Source organism: Roseovarius tolerans (genome assembly GCF_028885395.1).
Lineage (GTDB): Bacteria > Pseudomonadota > Alphaproteobacteria > Rhodobacterales > Rhodobacteraceae > Roseovarius > Roseovarius tolerans.
Genome location: NZ_CP118494.1, coordinates 844,559 through 864,735 on the forward strand (window position 1 = coordinate 844,559; position 20,177 = coordinate 864,735).

The window sequence follows — 20,177 nt, forward strand, 5'->3', positions numbered from 1 at the left end:
CGTGATCGCCGTGACCTCGGTGATCGCTTTTCTGCTTGTGCACTTGTCAGGTGATCCGGCGGCGGCAATGGCCGGCGAAGGCGCGAGCGACGCCGATATCGAGGCCGTGCGCGCGACGTATGGCTTTGACCGTCCGCTCTACGTTCAATACCTGGAATGGGCAGGCCGCGTTCTGACAGGCGATCTTGGTCGTTCGACTTATCTGCGTGCTGATGTCACCGAGGTTCTCGCGCGGCATATGCCGGTTACCGCAACGCTTGGTGCATGTGCTTTGGGCTTTGCGCTTGCGTTGTCAATCCCGCTTGGTGTCTTTGCCGCACTCCGACCCAATACCATGATTGACCGGTTCGCACTTTGGCTGGCCGTCGCGGGACAGGCTCTGCCATCGTTTCTGTTCGCCTTGGGCCTCATGTATCTCTTCGGTGTCTATCTACGTTGGTTGCCAATCTCCGGAAGCGACACGTGGCTGCATTATCTGATGCCGTCGATTGCCTTGGGTTACTATGCGACCCCGGCGATCATGCGCCTTACGCGCTCGGGCATGCTCGATGTCCTGCAATCCGATCACGTGCGCACCGCGCGCGCTTATGGGCTCGCCCCGTGGCGCGTGGTTGTGCGTCACGGGCTTCGCCATGCGATCATTCCCGTCGTCTCGCTCGCAGCGGTGCAGCTTGGGTTCATGCTGGGGGGGTCGATCGTGATCGAAACGATCTTCTCACTAAAAGGGATCGGCCATTTGGCTTGGGAGTCGATCCAGCGCGCCGATATCGAGGTGATACAGGCCATCCTGCTGGTCATCGCGGCAGCCTATGCCGTCCTCACGCTTCTTGCCGACCTACTGAACGCGGCCCTTGATCCGCGCATCCGGATTTCATGACTGATATGACAAACCCCGCTCAAGATACGGCGCCCGTTTCACTATCTCCTGGCCGCGTGGCGCTCCGGCGCGCACTTCGCCATGGTGGCTTCTGGATTGGTGGAACGATCATTCTACTGATCATTCTGATGGCTGTCTTCGCGCCGCTGATTACGCCTTATGATCCCTCCGTTCAGGGCTTGGCACAGCGGTACGTGCCACCCTTCTGGGCGGAAGGCGGAAGCTGGCAACACCCGCTTGGCACCGACAACCTCGGACGCGATTACATGTCACGTCTGCTATACGGAGCGCGCATCTCACTTGGTATCGGTATCCTGACAGTGCTGATCTCGGGCACTATCGGGACTGCGATGGGGATCACCGCCGGATACTGGGGCGGTTGGCCGGATATGATCATCAATTTCTTCATCACCGTGAGGCTGACCTTGCCAGTGGTGCTGGTCGCTCTTGTGGTGGTCGCGCTGATTGGCAGTTCGCTCTGGCTTCTGATCTTGGTGATTGGGCTGTTGTTATGGGACCGCTTTGCTATCGTTGTGCGCAGTGCCACGCAGCAGCTTGCGCAACGTGAATACATCACCTCAGCCCGTGCCATCGGCAGTTCGACTCCGCGCATTCTGTTTCGCGAGATTCTGCCGAACATCACCGGGCCGCTGGTCGTCGTCGCCTCAATCGAGATTGCCCACGCCATCCTGCTCGAGGCAGCATTGTCTTTCCTCGGCCTGGGTGTTCAGCCGCCTGATGTGTCGTGGGGCCTGATGGTCGCAGAGGCAAAGGCGCAGCTCCTGTTCCGTCCCTGGATGATTGCCATTCCTGGCGCCGCGCTGGTGCTGCTGGTCTTTGCAATCAACCTCGTGGGCGATGCGCTGCGTGATGTGACAACCCCCGAAGGAAAAGCCTGATATGACCAAAGACGCCTCAATTCTCAGTGTCGTTGGCCTGAATGTCGAAATACCCGTTCCCGGCGCAACCTTGCGTCCGGTGCGTGATGTCAGCCTTAATGTCGGTCGCGGTGAAACCTTGGCGGTGGTCGGGGAATCCGGCTGCGGGAAAAGCCTGACAGCGCTTGCCATCATGGGGCTCTTGCCGCGTCAGGCAAAGGTGCAGTCCACCTCATTGGATCTGAATGGTGAATCTCTCGACGCAGCCAGTGCCAAGCGCTGGCGTGAGTTGCGCGGTGACAGGATTGCGATGATCTTTCAGGATCCCATGACGGCTCTTGATCCGTGCTATCGGATCGGGGATCAGATGTGCGAGATACTGTTGCAGCACCGAAAGATGTCGCGGTCCGATGCGCTCGCTCGGTCGCGCGACCTGCTCGGAAAGGTGGGCATTCCTGCACCCACAGAAAGATTGAAGCAGTATCCCCACCAGCTTTCAGGCGGTTTGCGCCAACGTGTGATGATTGCAATGGCGCTGCTTTGTGAGCCGGAATTGATCATTGCGGATGAACCGACAACCGCCCTCGATGTGACCATTCAGGCGCAAATCCTGCGGCTCTTGCGGGATATCCAGCGGGAGACCAAGATCGGTCTCTTGTTGATCACGCATGATCTGGGCGTTGTTGCCGGGATGGCCGACCGGATTGTCGTCATGTACGGCGGCGAGGTGGTTGAGGTCGGCACTTGTGATCAGGTGCTGGCGAAACCGCTGCATCCTTATACCGAAGGGCTCGTGCGATCGATTCCGGTTCCTGGTGAGACCCAGCAGGGCGAGACCCTCGGATATATTCCTGGCGTAGTTCCCAGACAGGTCGGCGAACTCAAGACATGCGGTTTCGTCGACCGATGTCCCTACGCGGCTGATGCGTGTCGCGCCGGACCGATCAGTCTGCGGGAAGCTGGGGACGGACGGGTCATGCGATGCGTCATGCCAGTAGACGGCAGCGGGCGTGACCCGGCGGTCTGGTTGCTACCTGACGAAGAAAACACCGAAATCCCACTCAGTTACGGGAGCGTTTGATGGCCGAAGTTCTGTCAATGCGGGGCGTGACCCGCGACTATAGCGTCGGCGGAAGCTTTGCGCGCAAGCAAACCCTGCGTGCCTTGCGCGGAATTGATCTGGCTCTTGAGCGTGGGCGCACCCTGGGGCTTGTCGGTGAGTCAGGGTGTGGCAAAAGCACACTCGCGCGTATTCTTCTGGGGGTTGAGAACCCATCTTCAGGCGAGGTTCTGGTTGGTGGCCGACCGATTGACTCCTATGACCGGATCGCGCGTGCCCGTTTGATCCAACCCGTGTTCCAAGACCCCTATTCTTCGCTCAACCCTCGGATGACCGTCGAGGCGATTATCGCCGCGCCGATGCGTGTGCGCGGCGAGGGGGGACGGGCGTTGCAGTCCCGTGTCCGGGAGCTTGCAGGCGAAGTTGGCCTGCCTCGTCATCTGGTCGAGGCCTATCCAAGCCAGCTCTCTGGCGGCCAACGTCAGCGCGTCGCTATCGCTCGCGCCCTGATTGGTGAGCCGGAAATCCTGATTTGCGATGAGCCGACATCGGCACTCGATGTATCGGTCCAATCCCAGATCCTGAACTTGTTGCACAACCTAAAGCGCCAGCTGAATCTGACGATGATCCTGATCAGCCACAACCTTGCGGTGGTCCACCACCTCGCGGATGAGGTCGCGGTGATGTATCTGGGCCAGATTGTCGAACGTGGTCCAAGTCGCGAAATATTTGAACGGGCCCGTCATCCCTATTCCGAGGCCCTCTTGAAAGCTGTCTTGCCCCCGCGCGCAGGGGCACGCCTGCCGGAGATGGGGCTCGAGGCAGAGTTTCCCAGCCCCCTCAATCCACCGAGCGGCTGCACCTTTCACCCTCGCTGTCCCAAGGCCGAGGCGCTGTGTGCAAGGCAGATGCCGGACAAAAGCGGCACTGCGCACATCTATCGCTGTCATTTTCCGAATAACTGAAAGAAATAGAATGTCTGCGACCTTGATCGACTATCGCGTGACCGACCACCGTCCCTTTGCCAAGGGCATGAGTTTTGGTGAAGGCGGTTCGTATGAGCGCCTAAAGGGACGCGTGACCTTTCATGTCGACCCCTCTGCACCAGGGGTCCGAGATGTAACCGATATCGAATGGGCCCCCCGCGATGAAACCGGCAAGGTCACGTTCGAGGCGGATTTCTGCATCTTGCGGCCGGTTGATCCAGAGCGGGGCAACGGCAAGCTTTTTTATGATTATGGTAATCGAGGCGACAAACGTGCATTGCAGTTCTTCAACGCGGCAGTGCCAAGCAATGATCCGCTGGATGAACACCACGCCGGTGACGGCTTCCTGATGCGTCATGGGTATACTGTGGTTTGGCTGGGATGGCAGGGTGATCTGCTTCCAGGGGACGGGCGCCTTGTGCTGGATGTTCCGGTGGCGACACGGAATGGGCAGCCAATCACCGGAACGACGTGCGTCGAGTTCATAGCGCCGGAGGCGGGTTGTCACGATATGCCGTTAAGCTCCTTGGCCTCGACCCGAAGCTATCCAACCACATCCCTCGACACATCCCGAGCGAGATTGACCCGACGGCCTTATGCTCATGCAGCCAGACAGGAAATCGCAGCTGACGCGTGGGCGTTCGCGCGGCTGGAACGCGGCGGCGCCGTCGACAACAAGAAAACCGATACGGCGATCATTCCTTCGCATAGCAACCTGTACCTTCGGGACGGCTTTGAGCCCGGCTGGATCTATGAGCTTATCTATGAGGCTCAGGACCCGCTTGTTCTCGGACTCGGGCATATCGCCGTTCGTGATTTCATCAGCTTCTTGAAGAACGGGACTGCGACCTTCGAGGACCAACCCGAACTGGCAACTATCCCATTCGACAAGGCCTATGCGTGGGGACGCTCTCAATCCGGGCGCTGTATCCGGGATTTCATCTACCAGGGCTTCAATTCCGACGGGCAAGGGCGGCGGGTCTTCGATGGCGTGCTGCCGCATGTGGCGGGAGCAGGAAAGATGTGGATGAATCACCGGTTTGCAAACATCACGCTCTTACCCGGCCAAGAGCATGAGAACCATTTCTCACCGGTCGATCGCTTCCCATTTTCCTACACTCAGAGCAGGAATCACCTGACCGGTGCCGAGGATGCCATTCTAAAACGGCCGGATACGGATCCCTTGGTGATCCACACCGATACCTCCTGCGAGTACTGGCACCGCCGCGCTTCGCTGGTTCACACCGATACGGCTGGTGCCGATCTGGAACAGCCCGAAGGCGTGCGGATCTATTTCTGGGCCAGTTCGCAGCACTTCGCCGATCCCAAGCTGGGTGTGCCCCCGACGGGGATTGCGCAAACACCGTGCAACGTCGTGGCCACGCATTACTTTTTCCGCACGACTCTTGATCAGTTGGACAACTGGGCGAGTGAGGATATTCCGCCGCCGCCAAGCTGTTACCCTAGACGGGCAGACAGAACCCTTGTTGGCACGCAAGAGTGGCGCGAAACCTTTCCCAATATCCCCGGCATTGCCTTACCTCTTGGCCCCAGCGGTTTGGAGCATCTCGACTTTGGCGCTGCGTTCGAGGAGAGCGGCGTGGTTTCCGCACCGCCGCTCAGGCTTTCGGATGGTCAATACGCAGTTCTGGTGCCTGCGGTCGATGAGGACGGAAACGATCTTGGCGGTTTGCGTGCTCCGATGGCGGCCGCTCCGCTCGGCACCTACACGGGGTGGAGCCTGCGGCGCTGCGATGCGGGACATGGCGCGATGGTCGGCATCACGGGCAGTTATATCCCGTTCCCCGATATCGAAGAGGAGCGCCAGCAAATCGGCGACCCCCGCGCCTCTATCATGTCACGGTTTGAGGACTCGAAGGCCTATAGCGAGGCTATCGGCCGCGCGGCGGAAGACTTGGTGGCCCGCGGGCATATGCTGGAAAGTGACATTCAGAACTGCGTGGCCTTATCGCGCGATTGGGGCCGCCCCCGTCATCTGACGCGCCTGCCGGTCGCTAAAGACACATACCACCCCGATGACGGAGACACCCGGCCATGACAAGTGATGGAATGATCGTTTGCCCGCAACCCGAAGCCGCGGAAGCTGGGGCGGATATTCTGCGTATGGGTGGCAATGCCGTCGACGCGGCAATCGCGTGCGCGTTTGCGCAAGGTGTCGTTGATCCGTTGATGTGCGGTATCGCAGGATTTGGAAGCATGGCTCTTTTCACGCCTCAGACAGGAAAGACCGACTATCTGGATTTCCACGCCAAGGCACCAAAGGCGGCCACACCTGACATGTGGGCCGACCTGATAGAGGGTGAGACGCGGGATGGGTTCGGCTTTGTCCTGAAGGGACGGGTGAATGATCTGGGCTATCAGTCCATCAGCGCGCCGCCAGCCTTGCGTGCCTATGCCGAGGCGCATCGCCGTCATGGTTCGCTGCCTTGGGAAACGCTCATCGAACCTGCGATCCGTTGGGCAGAGGATGGCTATTTCGTCCGCCCTGCGATGCAGACCTTCTTCGCGGAAGGGTCTGCCATGGGGCGTGCGGCCACGGCGGAACGGCTGGCCTTCACCGCGGCAGGCCGCGCGCTTTACTGCCAGAAGGACGGACGCCCCAAGCCGACAGGAGCAACAATTCATAATCCCGACTATGCCCGGACCCTGCGTGAAATCGCCAGAGAGGGTGCTGAAGCCTTCTATTCAGGGCAGATTGCGGAACGTATTCTTGCCGACATGGCGGATAATGGGGGGTTGCTTTCCGCGGCGGATCTGGACGATTGCACCGCTGACTGGAGCGCGCCGCTCGAGGGAAGCTATCGGGGGCGGCGCATTGTCACCAACCCTCCTCCGGGCGGTGGTGTGATGTTGCTCGAAATGCTCAATATCCTGGAGAACTTCGAGCTTTCGGAATACGAGCACAATAGCGCGGCATACATCGCGCTCGTGTCCGAGGCCATGAAACGCGCCACGATCGACAAGGATCAGTTTGTCGGCGACCCTCGCTTTGTGGATATCCCCTTGGAACAACTCATAAGCAAGGACTATGCGGCGAATCTGGCGAGTGAGATCCGCCGGGGCGAACGGGCGACAGTCCAGAGGTTGCAGGCCACAGACGTTGTTCCGCGAGATACCACGCATATCTCCGTCGTGGATGGTCATGGAAATTGCGTTGCCATGACCCACTCACTCGGCATGCCCTCTGGAGTGATAACGCCGGGACTTGGCTTCATGTATAACGGATGCATGGGAGTGTTCGATCCGCGCCCCGGTCGCCCCGGTTCAATCGCCCCGGGTAAATCGCGCTTCAGTGCGATGTGCCCGACCATCATGTTCGAAGGGGATGACCCGACGCTCGTTTTGGGCGCACCCGGAGGCACGCAGATCGTGATGGGGGTACTTCAGACTATCTTGAACACCGTAGATTTCGGCATGTCGGTTGCCGAGGCGGTCATCGCCCCGCGCTTTTCCTCCACCAGCAATGCCATTGATGTCTCGAACCGTATTCCGCGCGCCGTGACCAGATCACTTGAGGCGGAGGGTCGTCCGGTGATCCGCAATCCTTACAGCCATACGATTGGCTGGGTGCATGCGATTGGCCTGACCTCTGGCAAAATCGACGGAATGGCCGATCCGGGACGAGATGGCGTGGCTTACCGGGTCAGATCATCCGACATCAAGACCTGTTCGAGTTGGAGCTGACACTGTTTCGGTCGCAATCTTGAAGCTACGCTTGCAAAGGGCACTAGATGAACTACGGCGACACCAGACCTGATTGTCTCGATTTCAACCCTTTCAAAGCGATCGTGACACCCCGTCCGATTGGGTGGATTGGAACTTTGGATGACCAAGGCACCCCCAATCTTGCGCCTTATTCGTTTTTCAACGGGTTGGGTGCCTATCCCGATCAGGTCTTCTTTGCGAGCGATGGGGCCAAGCATAGCTATGTGAATGCCCGTGACAGGGGAGAGTTCACCTTCTCGCTGGCCACCGAAGAGCTTGCGCAGGCCATGAACAAGTCCGCTGCGACCCTGCCCCATGGTGTCAGCGAGTTCGACGTTGCGGGGCTGGACAAGGGCCAGCCAGCAAACATCCGCACCCCGTTCGTTGCGGCAAGCCCTGCAGCCTTTGAATGTGTCACGATCCATACCATGCAGCTTGAAGACCGCACCGGGAAGCTGATCGATCGCTATATGGTCATCGGAGAAGTCGTAAGAACCCACATTCGCGATGAGTTCGTCAAGGATGGGCGCTTCGACACGGTTGGAGCACGCCCCATAGCACGGATGGGATATCGCGATTATACGACTGTGCAGACCGCATGGGAGTTGTTGCGGCCAGATGACTGAGCGCGTTTCCGATCTCGACAGGCCAATCTCAGGCCCGAGAACGCATGATATACGCGCGGTCCATTTGAACGATCATCAAAATGAAACCTGACACTTCACTCACCCGCCTCTTTCATCTGCTGCTCATCTATTCTGGGGCTCTCGCGTTTGGACTTGTTGCCCACTGGATGCAGTTTCCCCTGCCATGGATGATCGGCGCCCTGGTGTTCTCCTCGACCGTCCGAATGGCAGAACTACCTCTTCGGGTGCCCGGGCAAACGCGACAGATCGGGCAAGTCCTTGTTGCCACATCTGTTGGCCTTTCCTTCACGCCCGAGGCGGTCGGTGCCATGGTTTCGCTGGTGATACCAATGGTTGGCGCCGCGGTTCTTACAATTGGTCTTGGTTTCGTGGTTGCAGCATTTCTCATGCGCACCACCGGCGTCGATGTCATCACGGCGGTTCTGGCCTCCATTCCTATGGGGCCTGTGGAAAGCGCAAATCTGGCGGTCAAGCACAACGTACTTCCCGGGCCGGTAGTCTTCGCACAAACGCTCAGAATCATGTTGCTCGTCATCCTGATTCCCCCCGCGATCGTCGCGCTCGACGGGACGGTGAAAGACCCGGTCGCGGCCCTCAGCCGCGTCGACTGGACCGTGTCGGGTGCCATGCTGCTGGCGGTTACAGGCGTGGGCGGTGCCTTGGCCGCGCGAGTCTTGCATCTGGCCAACCCATTTTTTGTTGGCTCACTGGGCGGGGCGGCGTTCGCCGCCGCGTTCAGCCTTCCGATCACGGCGTATCCCTATCCTTTGCTGGTCTTGGCGCAGGTGTTCTTGGGCGTTTGGCTCGGCGCGGTATTTGATCGTGATCTTTTGCGCCATGCGCGGGGTTTCATACCGGGTGCTATAGCAGCCTCTCTTTTTCTCATTGCCTTGTGTATTGCCATGGGCCTCGTGCTGACTTGGGTCACGGATCAAACATGGCAGGTAATGCTGTTGGCAACGGCTCCAGGGAGCGTGACTGAAATGGCCCTGACGGCGAAGATCCTCGAGGACGGATTGGCAATTGTGACGGCATTTCACGTCGTTCGCATATTCATCATTCTGCCATTCGCCAATTCAATAATTGAGTTTACAGTACTTGTGGCAAACCGTTGGGGGGCTCGATGAGAGTGAATGTCTGTTGTGAACGGGCGGTCCCAAGTTGGGGGCGGACCACATCGGGAGGGCCAAGGCATTTAATCGGGCCTAGAAAATGCGGGACGCCTGTGTCACCGCGCCCCCATACATGATCCTGGTTCTTGGACAAAACTCGCCGTCTCCCTCCGATCCGACCCGTCCAACATCCTTGCAGACAAGGCACCTCTCCAAGTTGCCATGCCCCAGCTTCTCAGTACACTCAAGGTCAATGTGCATTCAAAACTGACCCGGTTTGATCATTTTAAAAATGACCCGCCCCTGAAGTGGCAAAGCCCACAGTAACCCGGATTGGGTCTGGTCCTTCAAGACCTGTTTCCGAGTGGCCTTGAGGAAGGTGTCCAGAAACTTCTGGGCGGGATCTGCGGCTGCACTGGCGCCGGCGGTCGTTCCGACACCGCCAGCAGTGTTCTGAAGAGTAGTTTTCCTGGTCATATTGATGTCCTTTGACAGTTTGAGTTCAGTGGCCAGCCGACCCGCGACAAAGCCACGAAATCCGGCTGGTCAGAAGATGGATTTTTCATTTTTTCCCAGAGAGCCATTGACGCTTTTTTGAGGGAAAAACTGCCAACAGACTGATTTTATTGCGAAAGGAATTTCACAAGATCTTAACTAAAACGTTTGCTGTCATCCTTGGTCCTTGCCCAGCCCTTTGATGAGGGGTTCAGTACCATTGTGCGTGCCGTAAACTGGGGTGTCCGTAGCTCGTGATTGCTTCACCCAACACGCGCATCAGATCGCAATCGCAATTTCGTCTTAACCCGGACGCAGATCACGCTTGCGCTCGTCATGGCACCCTCGCGCAAAACATGGTCTCAAGGCCAATCATACGGGTGTCGTGGATTGTCCGGGTTAACGCCCTTGATCAGACCTTGGTGACAGCGAACGTAGGGAAAGTCGAAGAACTCGGCGTAAAGACGCGCCAGCGCCAGCGCGAGCCAGGTGCCGGCCCCCCAGCCGATAAGTGTGCCCGCCATCGCGATCAACACGGCCAGCAGCAGGTAGTGCACGCAAATTTCCACATCCGAGTAGCCGACCGCCTTCAGCAGCCCGATCTCGCTGCGCTCCAGCGCGATGATGCGGCTCATCACCATCGCCACGAGAAAGGCCGAGATCGCGTAGAAGATCGGCGGCAGGATCATCGCGCTGGTCTTCAACTGTTCCAGCTCGGAGTCGATGAAGCTGTTGGAGAGCTGAATGTCGCGGCCATACGCGCCAAGCCCGCCATAGGGGTCGAGCAGGTCGTCGAGGCGGTCGATCACGTCCCTGGTATTCGCGCCGCGGTTCAACTTGAGCGTCACATTGTTGAAGGCCCCGTCCATGTCGAAGGCCGCCGCAACGGCGGTTTCGGGCATCCAGAGCACGCCGAAAGTTTCATTGTCGGGCATCAGCGCGCCGGGGCCGATCGTATAGATGAATTCGGGCGACAGGACCGTGCCGGTGAGTGTCAGTTCGCGCCGGAACCCGTTGAGGTTGGCGCGGAAGGTATCGTCCGGTTGCAACTTGTTGGCCTCGGCAAACGGGGCGTTGACCGCCACTTCGCCCGATGCATCGGGGGATGGTAAACGACCGGCTTGAAGAACCGGCTGGTTCAACTGCGATGTTCCGGTGGATGGCAGGGTAAGAATCCGAGCCGTGACGGTCTCGACGCGCTGCGGCACATCCAATACCGCCATTTGCGATATGCGCTCCTCCGCGGCGCGCACGCCCTCGATCTGTCGAATATCCTGCATCAGCCAGAGCGGTGCCCGGTTGGCATCTGCAAAAACATCGGCAAAGCGATTGCGTTCGTAATAGGCGCTGCGGGTTTCCTCGAGGGACACAAACGTGCCGAAGGTCGTCAGCAGGATCGCCACACCGCAAGCCAGCACCAGTGCAATGGCCAGTGCCTGCGCCCAGAGGCGTCGGAAATCGCGCAGCAGCTTGCGGTCAAGCGTGGTCATTCCCGGCCCCTCACCAGCTGATCTCGGACGGGGCGGTGCGGGTGTCGTTCTGCTCGACCCGGTCAATCCGTCCATCAAGGAAATACACCACCCGGTGCGCCATCTGGCGGATGGCGGCATTGTGGGTGATCACCGCCGTGCTGGTGCCCAGCCGGTCATTCACGTCGCGCAGCACCTCCAGCACCTGAACGCCCGTCTTGCTGTCGAGCGCGCCGGTCGGCTCGTCACAGAGCAGTACCTCGGGCCGCTTGGCGATGGCCCGCGCGATGGCCACTCGCTGTTGCTCGCCACCCGACATCTCGGCCGGAAAATGGTCCATCCGGTGCTCTAGCCCGACCTGCGAAAGCGCTTCCTCGGCGGGCATCGCGTTGGGCGCGACATCAGTGACGAGTTGCACGTTCTCGCGCGCGGTCAGGCTGGCCACGAGGTTGTAGAACTGAAATACGAAACCAACGTGATCGCGCCGGTAGCGCGTCAGGTCACGATCGTTGAGCGACGACAGTTCCAGGTCGCGAAACCAAACCTTTCCGGAGGTTGCGTGATCAAGCCCGCCCAAGATGTTGAGCAGCGTGGATTTTCCGCTACCCGACGGCCCCAGCAGCACGGCAAGTTCGCCGGAATAAAGCTCAAGGTCCACACCATCGAGCGCCCGGACTTTCAACTCGCCGGTGTCATAGATCTTGGTCAGTTCATGCGTCCGGAACACTGTGCCCATGATGCTCGCTTTCTCGGACATCGGAATAAACGTTTCCCGGGCCACCACATTGACCTGAGTCAAGACCTGGATTGATATCGGGCAGCGCTCCCAGCGCTGTCTCAAAACAAGGCCTGAGATGCCTAACTTCCGCTATAGTACCTGCAAGTAAACTATTGAATTCGCGAGAGCTTTATGAACATCTCCTGCTTCCCAAACCTAGTAGATTAAAGGAAATGTCCCGCGAGTAACGACATATTTACACGAAACGGTAATCGCAGCTAGAGGGACTGTGAAGCCTCACGCCTGACTTGTCCGCATAGGCGCCATCCACAAAATCATTCACCGCAAGGATGTCAGATACCTCTTCAGTTTCGGCGAAATTGACACTGGTCAAATGCAAGCTCCAGATTTGCCCTTATAGTGGCAGAACACGAAGTAAGACTACTTCGTGGCATGGCTTTGGGACGGACCGGTCAAATGAGCGACGATCCTTACAAGGTACTCGGTGTCTCCAAGGCGGCGACGCAGGATGAGATCAAGAAGGCGTATCGCAAGCTTGCGAAAAGGCTGCACCCTGACCTTCATCCTGGCGATCCGAAGAAAAAGGCCGAGTTTCAAGAAGTGTCGTCGGCGTACGATCTGTTGGGTGACGCCGAAAAGCGCCGCCGCTTCGATGCAGGCGAAATAGACGCCAAGGGCCATGAACGGCCAGAGCGGAACTTCTACCATCAGTATACCGACCAACAGGGTGGCCGCCGTTACGACCCGAACGAAGGCATGGAGAATCACGAGGGTTTTTCTGATCTGTTCTCTGATCTTTTCGGTCAAAGGACGCGCGCTGGCCAAGGTGGCCCTCGGCAGGGGTTTCACGCGCGCGGCACCGACCTGCGCTATCACCTCGACGTGGACTTCATGGATGCGGCGAAGGGAGCAAAGCAGCAGGTAACGATGCCCGATGGTAACCGGATAGAGGTGTCTATACCGGCCGGCCTGAAGGACAGACAGACGCTTCGTTTGCGGGGCAAAGGCTCACCGGGCTTCGGCGGGGGCCCGCCGGGCGACGCTTTGGTAACCGTCACAGTTCGGCCGCATCCGGTGTTCACACGCGTGGGTGACGACGTGGAAATCGAACTGCCGATAACTTTTGACGAGGCCATTCTGGGCGCAAAAGTGGATGTGCCGATACTCACTGGCACTGTATCCATGACGATCCCCAAGGGCGCATCCTCGGGCCGCAGGCTCAGACTGAAGGGCAAGGGCTTGTCCAGAGAGAACGGATCGACCGGAGATCAGATTGTGCGGCTAAAGATCGTTCTGCCTGAAAAGGTCGATGATGAGATGGCACAATTAGCCCAAGAATGGCGGGATCATGTTAAGCTGGACCCGCGAGAGGTCCTTCGGGGGATGCTATGAGCTACGATGAACGAACGGTTATCACTCATGTTCAACGGCTGACTCTCAGGGACCTTCGGCTATGGGTTCGCGAAGGCTGGGTGCGACCTATGGAGGGTGAAAAAGGGCCGGTATTCGACGACGTGGATATCGCGCGGGTCCGGCTCTTGCGCGATCTAAAGAAAGACATGTCGATTCCAAAGGATACACTGCCCCTTGTTCTGTCCCTGATCGACCGGCTGAACATGACCCTGCGGGAATTTCGCTGCTTGCAGAGTGCTCTGAAAGATCAACCCGAAGATATCCGCCGTGATATCATCACCCGCTATGCCGGCTTGCGTGAAGAAATGGAATGACGTCGCCCACGCGCGGAGAAATTATGCTCAATCTGGGAGAAATCACTCTGATGACCAATGATGTAGACCGCAGCCGTTACCTGCTTGTTCTGACTTATCGTCGCTACTTGGATGCTGAGCTTGGCTGGATCCGGGCACGAAGAGCCGCGCGTGCCTGGTTTCCGCCAAGCAGCCAGCCTTATCGCGGGACAATAGGTAGCCCTGAATCAGCCCTTCGTAAGGTCCATGAAAAACGGCAACGCGCGCTCCTCCAGATGGAAGCCGCTCGTCGGAAATTCCAGCAAGCGAAAGCGCAATCAGAGCGCCGCCAACCCATGATCGCATTTCTTCCACTTTCGATGCCAGGGCACGGCCCATGATTCGTCGAAAAAGAAACTCCTGCATCATGAGAAAGAGCCTGATCCCGCTGGGTCTTCTTCTGCTTGGTTGTGCAACGGCTCCTGAACCGGACATTTCCCGCGACGATGGACAGGCGCTCTTCGCCGAAAACTGTGCTATATGTCACGGTTTTGATGCCCGAGGTGGCGGGCCATTGGCCACCGAACTCGACACACGGTCAGCCGACCTTACCCAAATCGCCGCACGTCGGGGCGGCGTCTGGCCGATGCTTGAGGTCATGTCAATCATTGACGGCTATACGAGGCGGACCGACCCGCGGAAGGATATGCCGATCATCACCGGAGTAACCGGCGGCCCGATGGTTGATTTCGACAGTGGAAACGGGGATATGACCCCAACGCCAGCACGCCTTATCGCCCTGGCGGAATATCTCGAAGGACTCCAATCCCCGTCACCAACGCGTTATGTGCCCTAGCCAACACTAGAACGTTTCGACCTACCGCAGGGCAAGGTCGCTTTTGCACTTTGGGCCTGAAAAATCCCCCTGGCGGCCTAAACCAGCCCGTTAGTGTTGGATCCTTCGGCGCCCAGAGCAGAAGGCGATCGCACCAACCACAAGCCCAGCCAGCCCCGCGATCAGGACCTCGGGCTTTCCTGACCCCGCTCTACGTCATCAGCCACGAGGTTATCCCGGAGACGCACCGGAGCGGACATCAAAATAAGGCGACCTTTGGTTTCGCTATCGGATTGGTCGTCATGCTGTTCTTGGATGTATGGCTCGGCTAAAGCGCCACACCAGACGTGCTAGATTATTGATGCGTGTGCTCGCAGCGCAGGTTTCGCTGCGATGGCGAAAATAAATCACGCTGCCCAGTAGCGGAAACAGCCGCCATTCGTGCAAACTGCAACGAAAGCGAAGATGGCAATGAATTGATCACGGGACTGGCCTGCCGCTCTCCTCCCTTGATGGCCATCTAAAACTCAAGCAGAGACTTCTTCATCAGCCAACGCCAGTGAATACTGACAAGATGGTTGCGTTCGCCATTGGAAAAAACCGCATTCCACCCGTGCAGATGCTAACTGGTCGGATTGGTGGTCATCGGAGGGCTTCTGCTCGGGTTGGTCTTAACCATGGACAGCTGAAATCCGGCAACGGGTGGCTCGGGTGGCGGATCGGTCGGTGCGGCGCAGGCCTTCCCCACGCCGAGGCATCAGAGGTAGTCGGGCGAAAAGGGATTAGTATGGGAAAACACTCGGGAGATTAAGGATAAGTAATGGGAAAGGGGTAAAGGGAGGTCGGAGGCGTTCCAAGTTTCCTCCTCCTCACCACTCACCCCCCATTAAAATCCATCCAGAACAGAACCTACGTAGGAGGGTCCTCGTAGGATCATAAGGATCACCCATGGCCCCGATCAATCCCCAGCACTCCCGACCGTTGGACGTCCACCGGGGGTCCGATCACCCGTAAGTGAACGGTGTCGTGGAGGAAGTGTAGGATGAGTCAGAGGGCAGGAGCGGCCGTTCGCTACGCCGCCCACCAATGACTACGAAGCGGGCTTTGCTGCCATCCGATCGTCTGGCCCCAACAGCCGCTTAGCCCGCCTGCCGAACAGGGCGATAATGTTTGCCACGACGGAACACTTCGGGCACGCTCATTCAACTTAAATAAACCAGATTTGATTTCCGCAGTTTGATTGGCGTGACACGCGATGACAAAACGAAGCTATTCAGACCACCTCGAACTGCCTTGCGGCGTGCGTTTGAAAAACCGCTTCGCACGTAGCGCCATGACCGAAGCCCTCGCGGATGTTCACGATGCGCCGAACAAAGCGCATCAAACTCTCTACGAGCGCTGGTCCTATGGTGGTATGGCCATGCAAATGACCGGCAATGTTATGGTCGACAAACGCTACCTTGAACGGCCGGGCAATGTGGTTGTCCAAGATGAAAGTGTTTTGAACGTGCTGCAAGACTGGGCCCGGGCCGCAAAGTCCGGTGGCAGTCAAGTCTGGATGCAAATCAGCCATCCAGGGCGCCAATGCCCCATTGTGGTGCATACGCGGCCTTTGTCCCCGTCCGCGGAAAAGCTGCGCATTCTTGGCCTGTTCGGAAAACCAACGGCAATGACTTCAGAAGATATTCAGGATGCCATCCCCCTCCGTGCCAATAATAGTGAGACATTCGACCGGCTGAAGTTTACACTTGAGGGCGCAGGAGAACGAACCGATGGTCATGCCCTCACGGACACCACTTTCATCGGATGCCGGGTCCGACGCCATTTCGCCCGACGTCACACCTGCCCGCGTCGTAGCCGCACCGGCAGCCCCCACGGCCGAGCTGACGCGCACGCCGAAGCGGCGCAGCTTCACTGCGAAATACAAACTGCGCATTCTGGATGAGACGGATCGAGCAGCAGGCACTGGCGAGGTCTCCAGCATTCTGCGGCGTGAGGGGCTTTATTCCTCGGCCCTGACCGATTGGCGCCGGGCGCGTGCGGCAGGCACGCTGGGGGCATTGCAGCCCCGCCGACGCGGCCCGCAACAGGCGCCGGTCAACCCGTTGCAGGCCGAGCTGGACAAGGCCAACCGAGAGGTTGCGGCATTGCAGCGCCGCCTGAACAAGGCGGAAGCCGTCATCGCCATCCAAAAAAAAGTGGCGGCGCTGCTGGAGGAGATGGAACAGACATCCGAGCGCGGCGGAACATCATGATGGCCGCGGCGATCGCCTTGCCAGCCGGCAGCGGTTTGACATCGGCCGTCTGTGCCGCGCTGCCGGTGTCGCGGGCAAGCGTTTTGCGGCACCGCGCGGCCCTCACGGCCCCGCCACGCGCAGCAAAGCCGCGCCCGCCGTCGCAACGCGCCTTGCCGGAGCGTGAGCGGGCTCGGGTCCTGGACTATCTGCGCAGTCCCCGCTTCGCCGATCAGACGCCCACGGAGGCCTTTGCGAGCTTGCTGGATGAAGGCACCTACCTGTGTTCGATCCGCACGATGTATCGGATATTGGCCGCGCAAGGCGAAGTTGCCGAGCGCCGCCGTCAACGCACACATCCCGTCTACCAAAAGCCCGAACTGCTGGCCGAGGCCCCCAACCAGGTCTGGTCCTGGGACATCACCAAGCTGATGGGCCCGGTGAAATGGTCCTACTTCTATCTCTATGTCATACTGGACATCTTCAGCCGCCGCGTGGTCGGCTGGCGCGTCGAGCACGCCGAGAGCGCAACCCTGTTCAAAGCCCTGTTCATCGACGCGATGGAAAAGCATGCCGTCCCGCGCGATCAGTTAACGCTGCATGCCGATCGCGGAGGGCCCATGAAGGCAAGGACAACCGCCCTTATGCTGGTCGATCTCGGCGTGCTCAAGTCCCACGGCAGGCCGCACACCTCGAACGACAATCCGTTCTCGGAGGCTCACTTCAAGACGCTGAAATACCAGCCGGAATTTCCCAGGAACTTCGAAACCATCGAACAGGCCCGCACCTTCTGCCGTCGCTTCTTCGCATGGTATAACCAGGAGCATCATCACGCCGGCATCGGGTTGATGACACCCGACCAGATCCACTTCGGACAGGCCGAAGCAATCCAGACAGCCCGTCAAGCAACCCTCGACGCCGCGTTCCTGAGCACGCCAGAGCGGTTCGTGCGCAAACCGCCGCAACCACCAAAAATCCCGACTGCCGTCTGGATCAACCCACCAAAGACAACCGAAGGAAATCAAGCTTAAAGTCCAGAAGCTGCTGTCTCAAAGTCGTTGACACGTTCCGTCCAGCGCTATGCCACAACGGCCGCAATTGCGAAAAAGGCGGGGTTTGACGGTGTGCAGATACATGCCGCGCACGGCTATCTCGTCAGCCAGTTCCTGTCGCCGATCACCAACCAACGCAAGGATGACTGGGGCGGGTCGCTTGAAAACCGCGCGAAATTCCTGCGCAAAGTGTATGCAGCGACGCGCGCTGTCGTCGGCAAGGACTTTCCCGTTGCAGTCAAGCTGAACTCGGCGGACTTTCAGAAAGGTGGATTTTCGATCGAGGACAGTTGCCAGGTTGCGCGATGGCTCGAAGATGACGGCATTGATCTCATTGAACTGTCCGGCGGAACTTACGAGCAGATGAGCTTTGTCAATGGAACCGAGGAACAACAGCGCGATAGCACAATCAAACGCGAGGCCTATTTCTTGGAATATGCCCGCGAGGTGCGTCATGCGGTGAGTGTCCCTCTTATGGTGACAGGAGGGTTTCGCAGCGTCGCTGCGATGGAGCGCGCAATCGTTGACGATGGGATCGACATGATCGGTCTTGCGCGCCCCCTATGCGTTCAGCCGGATGCTGTAGCAGGGATACTTGACGGTTTGGTCGAAAAGATTGGCATCGAAGAAGATGGTCTGGTTATCGGGCGGGGCCGGTTCGGGGTGAACGCCAGAAACTGGTTCATAAATCTAGTCAACACTGTGTCCCGGGTTGAATATTATGCTTGGCAGATGAACCGGATGTCACGCGGCTTGATGCCCCAAACGGACGCACGCAATAATGCAGTTGGCTACTTTCTGTGGTACCTGAACCGCACAACCTTTCTAGGGCTGCGCCGAAAATTTGCCCGCAAATCCTAGGCCGAGCTACTTTTCGCATTTCCCGCCATTCATCCACGGCGCGGCATCGGTCACAATGGGCTCGAAGCTGCCCTTACCTCCAATCACTTCAATGCCTGCTTTGCGAACACGATCAAGTTTAGAGTTGGAGGCCGGTTCAGAAATCGTTTAGCATAGTGCAATGAAGGGAGAACACTCGTGCAGCTTAGAATGGTTTTGGCAGCAATAACATTGTCAGGCGCAGCCTCTGCCCAAAACATTGACGTACAGAATGGACAGGACCTCTTTTTATATTTTTGCGCGGAGTGTCATGGAAAAGATGCCGAGAGCATTGGGCCAATGGCAGAAATGCTGGCTATTGATACACCAGAACTGACGACGCTTGCGGAACGAAATGAGGGGGAATTTCCGGCCGAAGCGGTTGCAAAGCAAATCGACGGCAGACTAATCGTTGCCAACCACGGTGATATGCCTATTTTTGGACCGTATTTGGAGACTGCGCAGTCAGTGGCGATCAAACTGCCGAGCGGTCAACCTATGATGGTGACGCAGCATCTCGCTGACCTGATCGCCTATCTAAAAACCATTCAAACCGAACGGCATTGAGCGAAACAAAAGGTGACAGTGAGCCTCCCCATCTGAATTGGTCCACCGTTACGTTTAGCAGAGGGAGGACAGAGAATGGCGAACGAGCGACACACGCCCGAGGAAATAGTTCAGAAGTTGCGACAACTTGATGTTCTTGTCGATCAGCCCCACTAACAAAAATCCGCTCGGATGTGCGTCAATTTAATCCAGCCAGCCAACATAGACGTAGAAAAGGCTTGTATGGGGCGAGTAATTTGAACCGTTTTTTGAATGGAAATGAAAGGACAGTGCATGAACCGTCGTAATATTGTTAAGTCGCTTGCTTTAGCTGGCATCCTCGCTTCTGTGGGTGCCTGCGCACAAACTGACGACGGAGATGATATCGTCGATATCGCAGCCTCAAATCCCGACTTCTCTACGCTCGTCACCGCTGTTAAGGCTGCCGGTCTGGTGGACACGCTGAAAGGTCCGGGGCCATTCACCGTCTTTGCACCGACCAATGCGGCCTTCGCCGCTCTGCCCGAAGGCACGGTGGAAACTCTTCTGAAGCCCGAGAACAAAGATCAGCTCACGAGCATTCTCACCTATCACGTTGTGCCGGGCGCAGTGACATCCGACCAGATCCTTGGCACCCAGATGGACGTCGCGACGGTGCAGGGCAGCACCGTCAATGTAGACGGTACCGGTGGCAAGTACGGTGCCGCTGTCCGCGTGAATGATGCAAACGTTACGTCCGCAGATATCATGGCGACCAATGGCGTTATCCACGTCATCGACAAAGTGCTTTTGCCCTAACTCAATCTGTAAGTAAGACGCGATAGCCCGGCGGACCTAGGTCCGTCGGGCTTTTTCATTGTCCGGAAGAAAAAACGGTTGGGCTGAGCAACCCACGTGAGAACGGCGGTGCGAAAGTCGGCCTCGGTAGCGGCGGGATGAGCCTGCTGCGGGCGGCGT

The 20,177-nt window shown here is 58.2% G+C and carries 20 protein-coding genes and 1 pseudogene; 18 read left to right on the top strand and 3 right to left on the bottom strand.

The features are described 5' to 3' along the window. Position 1 precedes the first annotated feature (1 nt). From PVU19_RS04105 to PVU19_RS04140, 8 genes are all read left to right on the top strand, one after another. Positions 2-877, top strand: a complete 876-nt coding sequence (locus PVU19_RS04105) for an ABC transporter permease (protein ID WP_338049920.1) — start codon at positions 2-4, stop codon at positions 875-877. Then, positions 874-1,776 carry an ABC transporter permease gene (locus PVU19_RS04110; protein WP_082237761.1) on the top strand — a complete coding sequence of 301 codons (903 nt, stop codon included), beginning with the start codon at positions 874-876 and terminating at the stop codon, positions 1,774-1,776. Before PVU19_RS04105 ends, PVU19_RS04110 begins: the two co-directional genes overlap by 4 nt. A gap of 1 nt (position 1,777) precedes the next feature. Continuing rightward, a complete protein-coding gene (locus PVU19_RS04115) occupies positions 1,778-2,836 on the top strand; it encodes an ABC transporter ATP-binding protein (protein ID WP_082237766.1) in 1,059 nt (352 codons plus the stop codon). Next, positions 2,836-3,780: an oligopeptide/dipeptide ABC transporter ATP-binding protein gene (locus tag PVU19_RS04120; RefSeq protein WP_274789887.1), complete on the top strand. Its 945-nt coding sequence runs from the start codon at positions 2,836-2,838 to the stop codon at positions 3,778-3,780. The genes PVU19_RS04115 and PVU19_RS04120 overlap by 1 nt, the downstream gene beginning before the upstream one ends. A 10-nt stretch (positions 3,781-3,790) precedes the next feature. Further along, positions 3,791-5,860, top strand: coding sequence for an alpha/beta hydrolase domain-containing protein (locus PVU19_RS04125; protein WP_050664480.1), 2,070 nt, complete (start codon positions 3,791-3,793; stop codon positions 5,858-5,860). Beyond that, complete coding sequence (ggt, locus tag PVU19_RS04130) at positions 5,857-7,506, top strand: gamma-glutamyltransferase (RefSeq protein WP_274789888.1); 1,650 nt, start codon at positions 5,857-5,859, stop codon at positions 7,504-7,506. Before PVU19_RS04125 ends, ggt begins: the two co-directional genes overlap by 4 nt. Positions 7,507-7,553: 47 nt before the next feature. Further along, a complete protein-coding gene (locus PVU19_RS04135) occupies positions 7,554-8,153 on the top strand; it encodes a flavin reductase family protein (RefSeq protein WP_050664339.1) in 600 nt (199 codons plus the stop codon). An 80-nt stretch (positions 8,154-8,233) separates the two neighbouring features. Then, complete coding sequence (locus PVU19_RS04140; RefSeq protein ID WP_050664340.1) at positions 8,234-9,301, top strand: AbrB family transcriptional regulator; 1,068 nt, start codon at positions 8,234-8,236, stop codon at positions 9,299-9,301. 246 nt (positions 9,302-9,547) lie between these two features. On the opposite strand, the gene PVU19_RS04145 is transcribed toward PVU19_RS04140, so the two are convergent. From PVU19_RS04145 to PVU19_RS04155, 3 genes are all read right to left on the bottom strand, one after another. Further along, positions 9,548-9,763 carry a hypothetical protein gene (locus PVU19_RS04145; RefSeq protein WP_050664341.1) on the bottom strand — a complete coding sequence of 72 codons (216 nt, stop codon included), beginning with the start codon at positions 9,761-9,763 and terminating at the stop codon, positions 9,548-9,550. 380 nt (positions 9,764-10,143) lie between these two features. Beyond that, on the bottom strand, positions 10,144-11,271 hold the full coding sequence (locus PVU19_RS04150; protein ID WP_082238004.1) for an ABC transporter permease: 1,128 nt from the start codon (positions 11,269-11,271) through the stop codon (positions 10,144-10,146). 10 nt (positions 11,272-11,281) lie between these two features. Next, a complete protein-coding gene (locus PVU19_RS04155) occupies positions 11,282-12,007 on the bottom strand; it encodes an ABC transporter ATP-binding protein (RefSeq protein ID WP_050664342.1) in 726 nt (241 codons plus the stop codon). A 438-nt stretch (positions 12,008-12,445) separates the two neighbouring features. Here PVU19_RS04155 and PVU19_RS04160 point away from each other — a divergent pair, with 438 nt between their 5' ends. From PVU19_RS04160 to PVU19_RS04205, 10 genes and pseudogenes are all read left to right on the top strand, one after another. Then, on the top strand, positions 12,446-13,381 hold the full coding sequence (locus PVU19_RS04160) for a DnaJ C-terminal domain-containing protein (RefSeq protein WP_050664343.1): 936 nt from the start codon (positions 12,446-12,448) through the stop codon (positions 13,379-13,381). Continuing rightward, a complete protein-coding gene (locus PVU19_RS04165) occupies positions 13,378-13,716 on the top strand; it encodes a MerR family transcriptional regulator (protein ID WP_050664344.1) in 339 nt (112 codons plus the stop codon). The genes PVU19_RS04160 and PVU19_RS04165 overlap by 4 nt, the downstream gene beginning before the upstream one ends. After that, on the top strand, positions 13,713-14,075 hold the full coding sequence (locus PVU19_RS04170) for a hypothetical protein (protein ID WP_152911715.1): 363 nt from the start codon (positions 13,713-13,715) through the stop codon (positions 14,073-14,075). The genes PVU19_RS04165 and PVU19_RS04170 overlap by 4 nt, the downstream gene beginning before the upstream one ends. A gap of 26 nt (positions 14,076-14,101) precedes the next feature. Next, complete coding sequence (locus PVU19_RS04175) at positions 14,102-14,530, top strand: c-type cytochrome (protein ID WP_160316395.1); 429 nt, start codon at positions 14,102-14,104, stop codon at positions 14,528-14,530. 188 nt (positions 14,531-14,718) lie between these two features. Further along, positions 14,719-14,841: pseudogene (locus PVU19_RS04180) on the top strand (ZIP family metal transporter); the annotation flags it as partial. 923 nt (positions 14,842-15,764) lie between these two features. Then, complete coding sequence (locus PVU19_RS19380; protein ID WP_420833244.1) at positions 15,765-16,454, top strand: oxidoreductase; 690 nt, start codon at positions 15,765-15,767, stop codon at positions 16,452-16,454. Continuing rightward, positions 16,393-17,774 (top strand): IS3 family transposase gene (locus tag PVU19_RS04190; protein WP_420833267.1). Its coding sequence is split into 2 segments (ribosomal slippage): positions 16,393-16,711 and positions 16,711-17,774, totalling 1,383 coding nucleotides; the frame shifts between segments, so codons are not numbered across the junction. The genes PVU19_RS19380 and PVU19_RS04190 overlap by 62 nt, the downstream gene beginning before the upstream one ends. 27 nt (positions 17,775-17,801) lie before the next feature. Beyond that, on the top strand, positions 17,802-18,656 hold the full coding sequence (locus PVU19_RS04195) for an oxidoreductase (RefSeq protein WP_050664290.1): 855 nt from the start codon (positions 17,802-17,804) through the stop codon (positions 18,654-18,656). A gap of 177 nt (positions 18,657-18,833) precedes the next feature. After that, positions 18,834-19,241 (top strand): c-type cytochrome, encoded by a 408-nt coding sequence (locus tag PVU19_RS04200; protein ID WP_235575900.1) that lies wholly within the window; start codon positions 18,834-18,836, stop codon positions 19,239-19,241. A gap of 273 nt (positions 19,242-19,514) precedes the next feature. Then, positions 19,515-20,018: a fasciclin domain-containing protein gene (locus tag PVU19_RS04205; RefSeq protein ID WP_050664297.1), complete on the top strand. Its 504-nt coding sequence runs from the start codon at positions 19,515-19,517 to the stop codon at positions 20,016-20,018. Positions 20,019-20,177: the final 159 nt, after the last annotated feature.

Excerpts from the sequence above, each read along its gene's own strand:
- PVU19_RS04205 (WP_050664297.1), top strand. The coding sequence starts at position 19,515 with ATGAACCGTCGTAATATTGTTAAGTCGCTTGCTTTAGCTGGCATCCTC.
- PVU19_RS19380 (WP_420833244.1), top strand. The coding sequence starts at position 15,765 with ATGACAAAACGAAGCTATTCAGACCACCTCGAACTGCCTTGCGGCGTG.
- PVU19_RS04115 (WP_082237766.1), top strand. The coding sequence starts at position 1,778 with ATGACCAAAGACGCCTCAATTCTCAGTGTCGTTGGCCTGAATGTCGAA.
- PVU19_RS04135 (WP_050664339.1), top strand. The coding sequence starts at position 7,554 with ATGAACTACGGCGACACCAGACCTGATTGTCTCGATTTCAACCCTTTC.
- PVU19_RS04165 (WP_050664344.1), top strand. The coding sequence starts at position 13,378 with ATGAGCTACGATGAACGAACGGTTATCACTCATGTTCAACGGCTGACT.
- PVU19_RS04170 (WP_152911715.1), top strand. The coding sequence starts at position 13,713 with ATGACGTCGCCCACGCGCGGAGAAATTATGCTCAATCTGGGAGAAATC.
- ggt (WP_274789888.1), top strand. The coding sequence starts at position 5,857 with ATGACAAGTGATGGAATGATCGTTTGCCCGCAACCCGAAGCCGCGGAA.
- PVU19_RS04110 (WP_082237761.1), top strand. The coding sequence starts at position 874 with ATGACTGATATGACAAACCCCGCTCAAGATACGGCGCCCGTTTCACTA.
- PVU19_RS04145 (WP_050664341.1), bottom strand. The coding sequence starts at position 9,763 with ATGACCAGGAAAACTACTCTTCAGAACACTGCTGGCGGTGTCGGAACG.
- PVU19_RS04150 (WP_082238004.1), bottom strand. The coding sequence starts at position 11,271 with ATGACCACGCTTGACCGCAAGCTGCTGCGCGATTTCCGACGCCTCTGG.
- PVU19_RS04140 (WP_050664340.1), top strand. The coding sequence starts at position 8,234 with ATGAAACCTGACACTTCACTCACCCGCCTCTTTCATCTGCTGCTCATC.
- PVU19_RS04120 (WP_274789887.1), top strand. The coding sequence starts at position 2,836 with ATGGCCGAAGTTCTGTCAATGCGGGGCGTGACCCGCGACTATAGCGTC.
- PVU19_RS04175 (WP_160316395.1), top strand. The coding sequence starts at position 14,102 with ATGAGAAAGAGCCTGATCCCGCTGGGTCTTCTTCTGCTTGGTTGTGCA.
- PVU19_RS04155 (WP_050664342.1), bottom strand. The coding sequence starts at position 12,007 with ATGTCCGAGAAAGCGAGCATCATGGGCACAGTGTTCCGGACGCATGAA.
- PVU19_RS04160 (WP_050664343.1), top strand. The coding sequence starts at position 12,446 with ATGAGCGACGATCCTTACAAGGTACTCGGTGTCTCCAAGGCGGCGACG.
- PVU19_RS04125 (WP_050664480.1), top strand. The coding sequence starts at position 3,791 with ATGTCTGCGACCTTGATCGACTATCGCGTGACCGACCACCGTCCCTTT.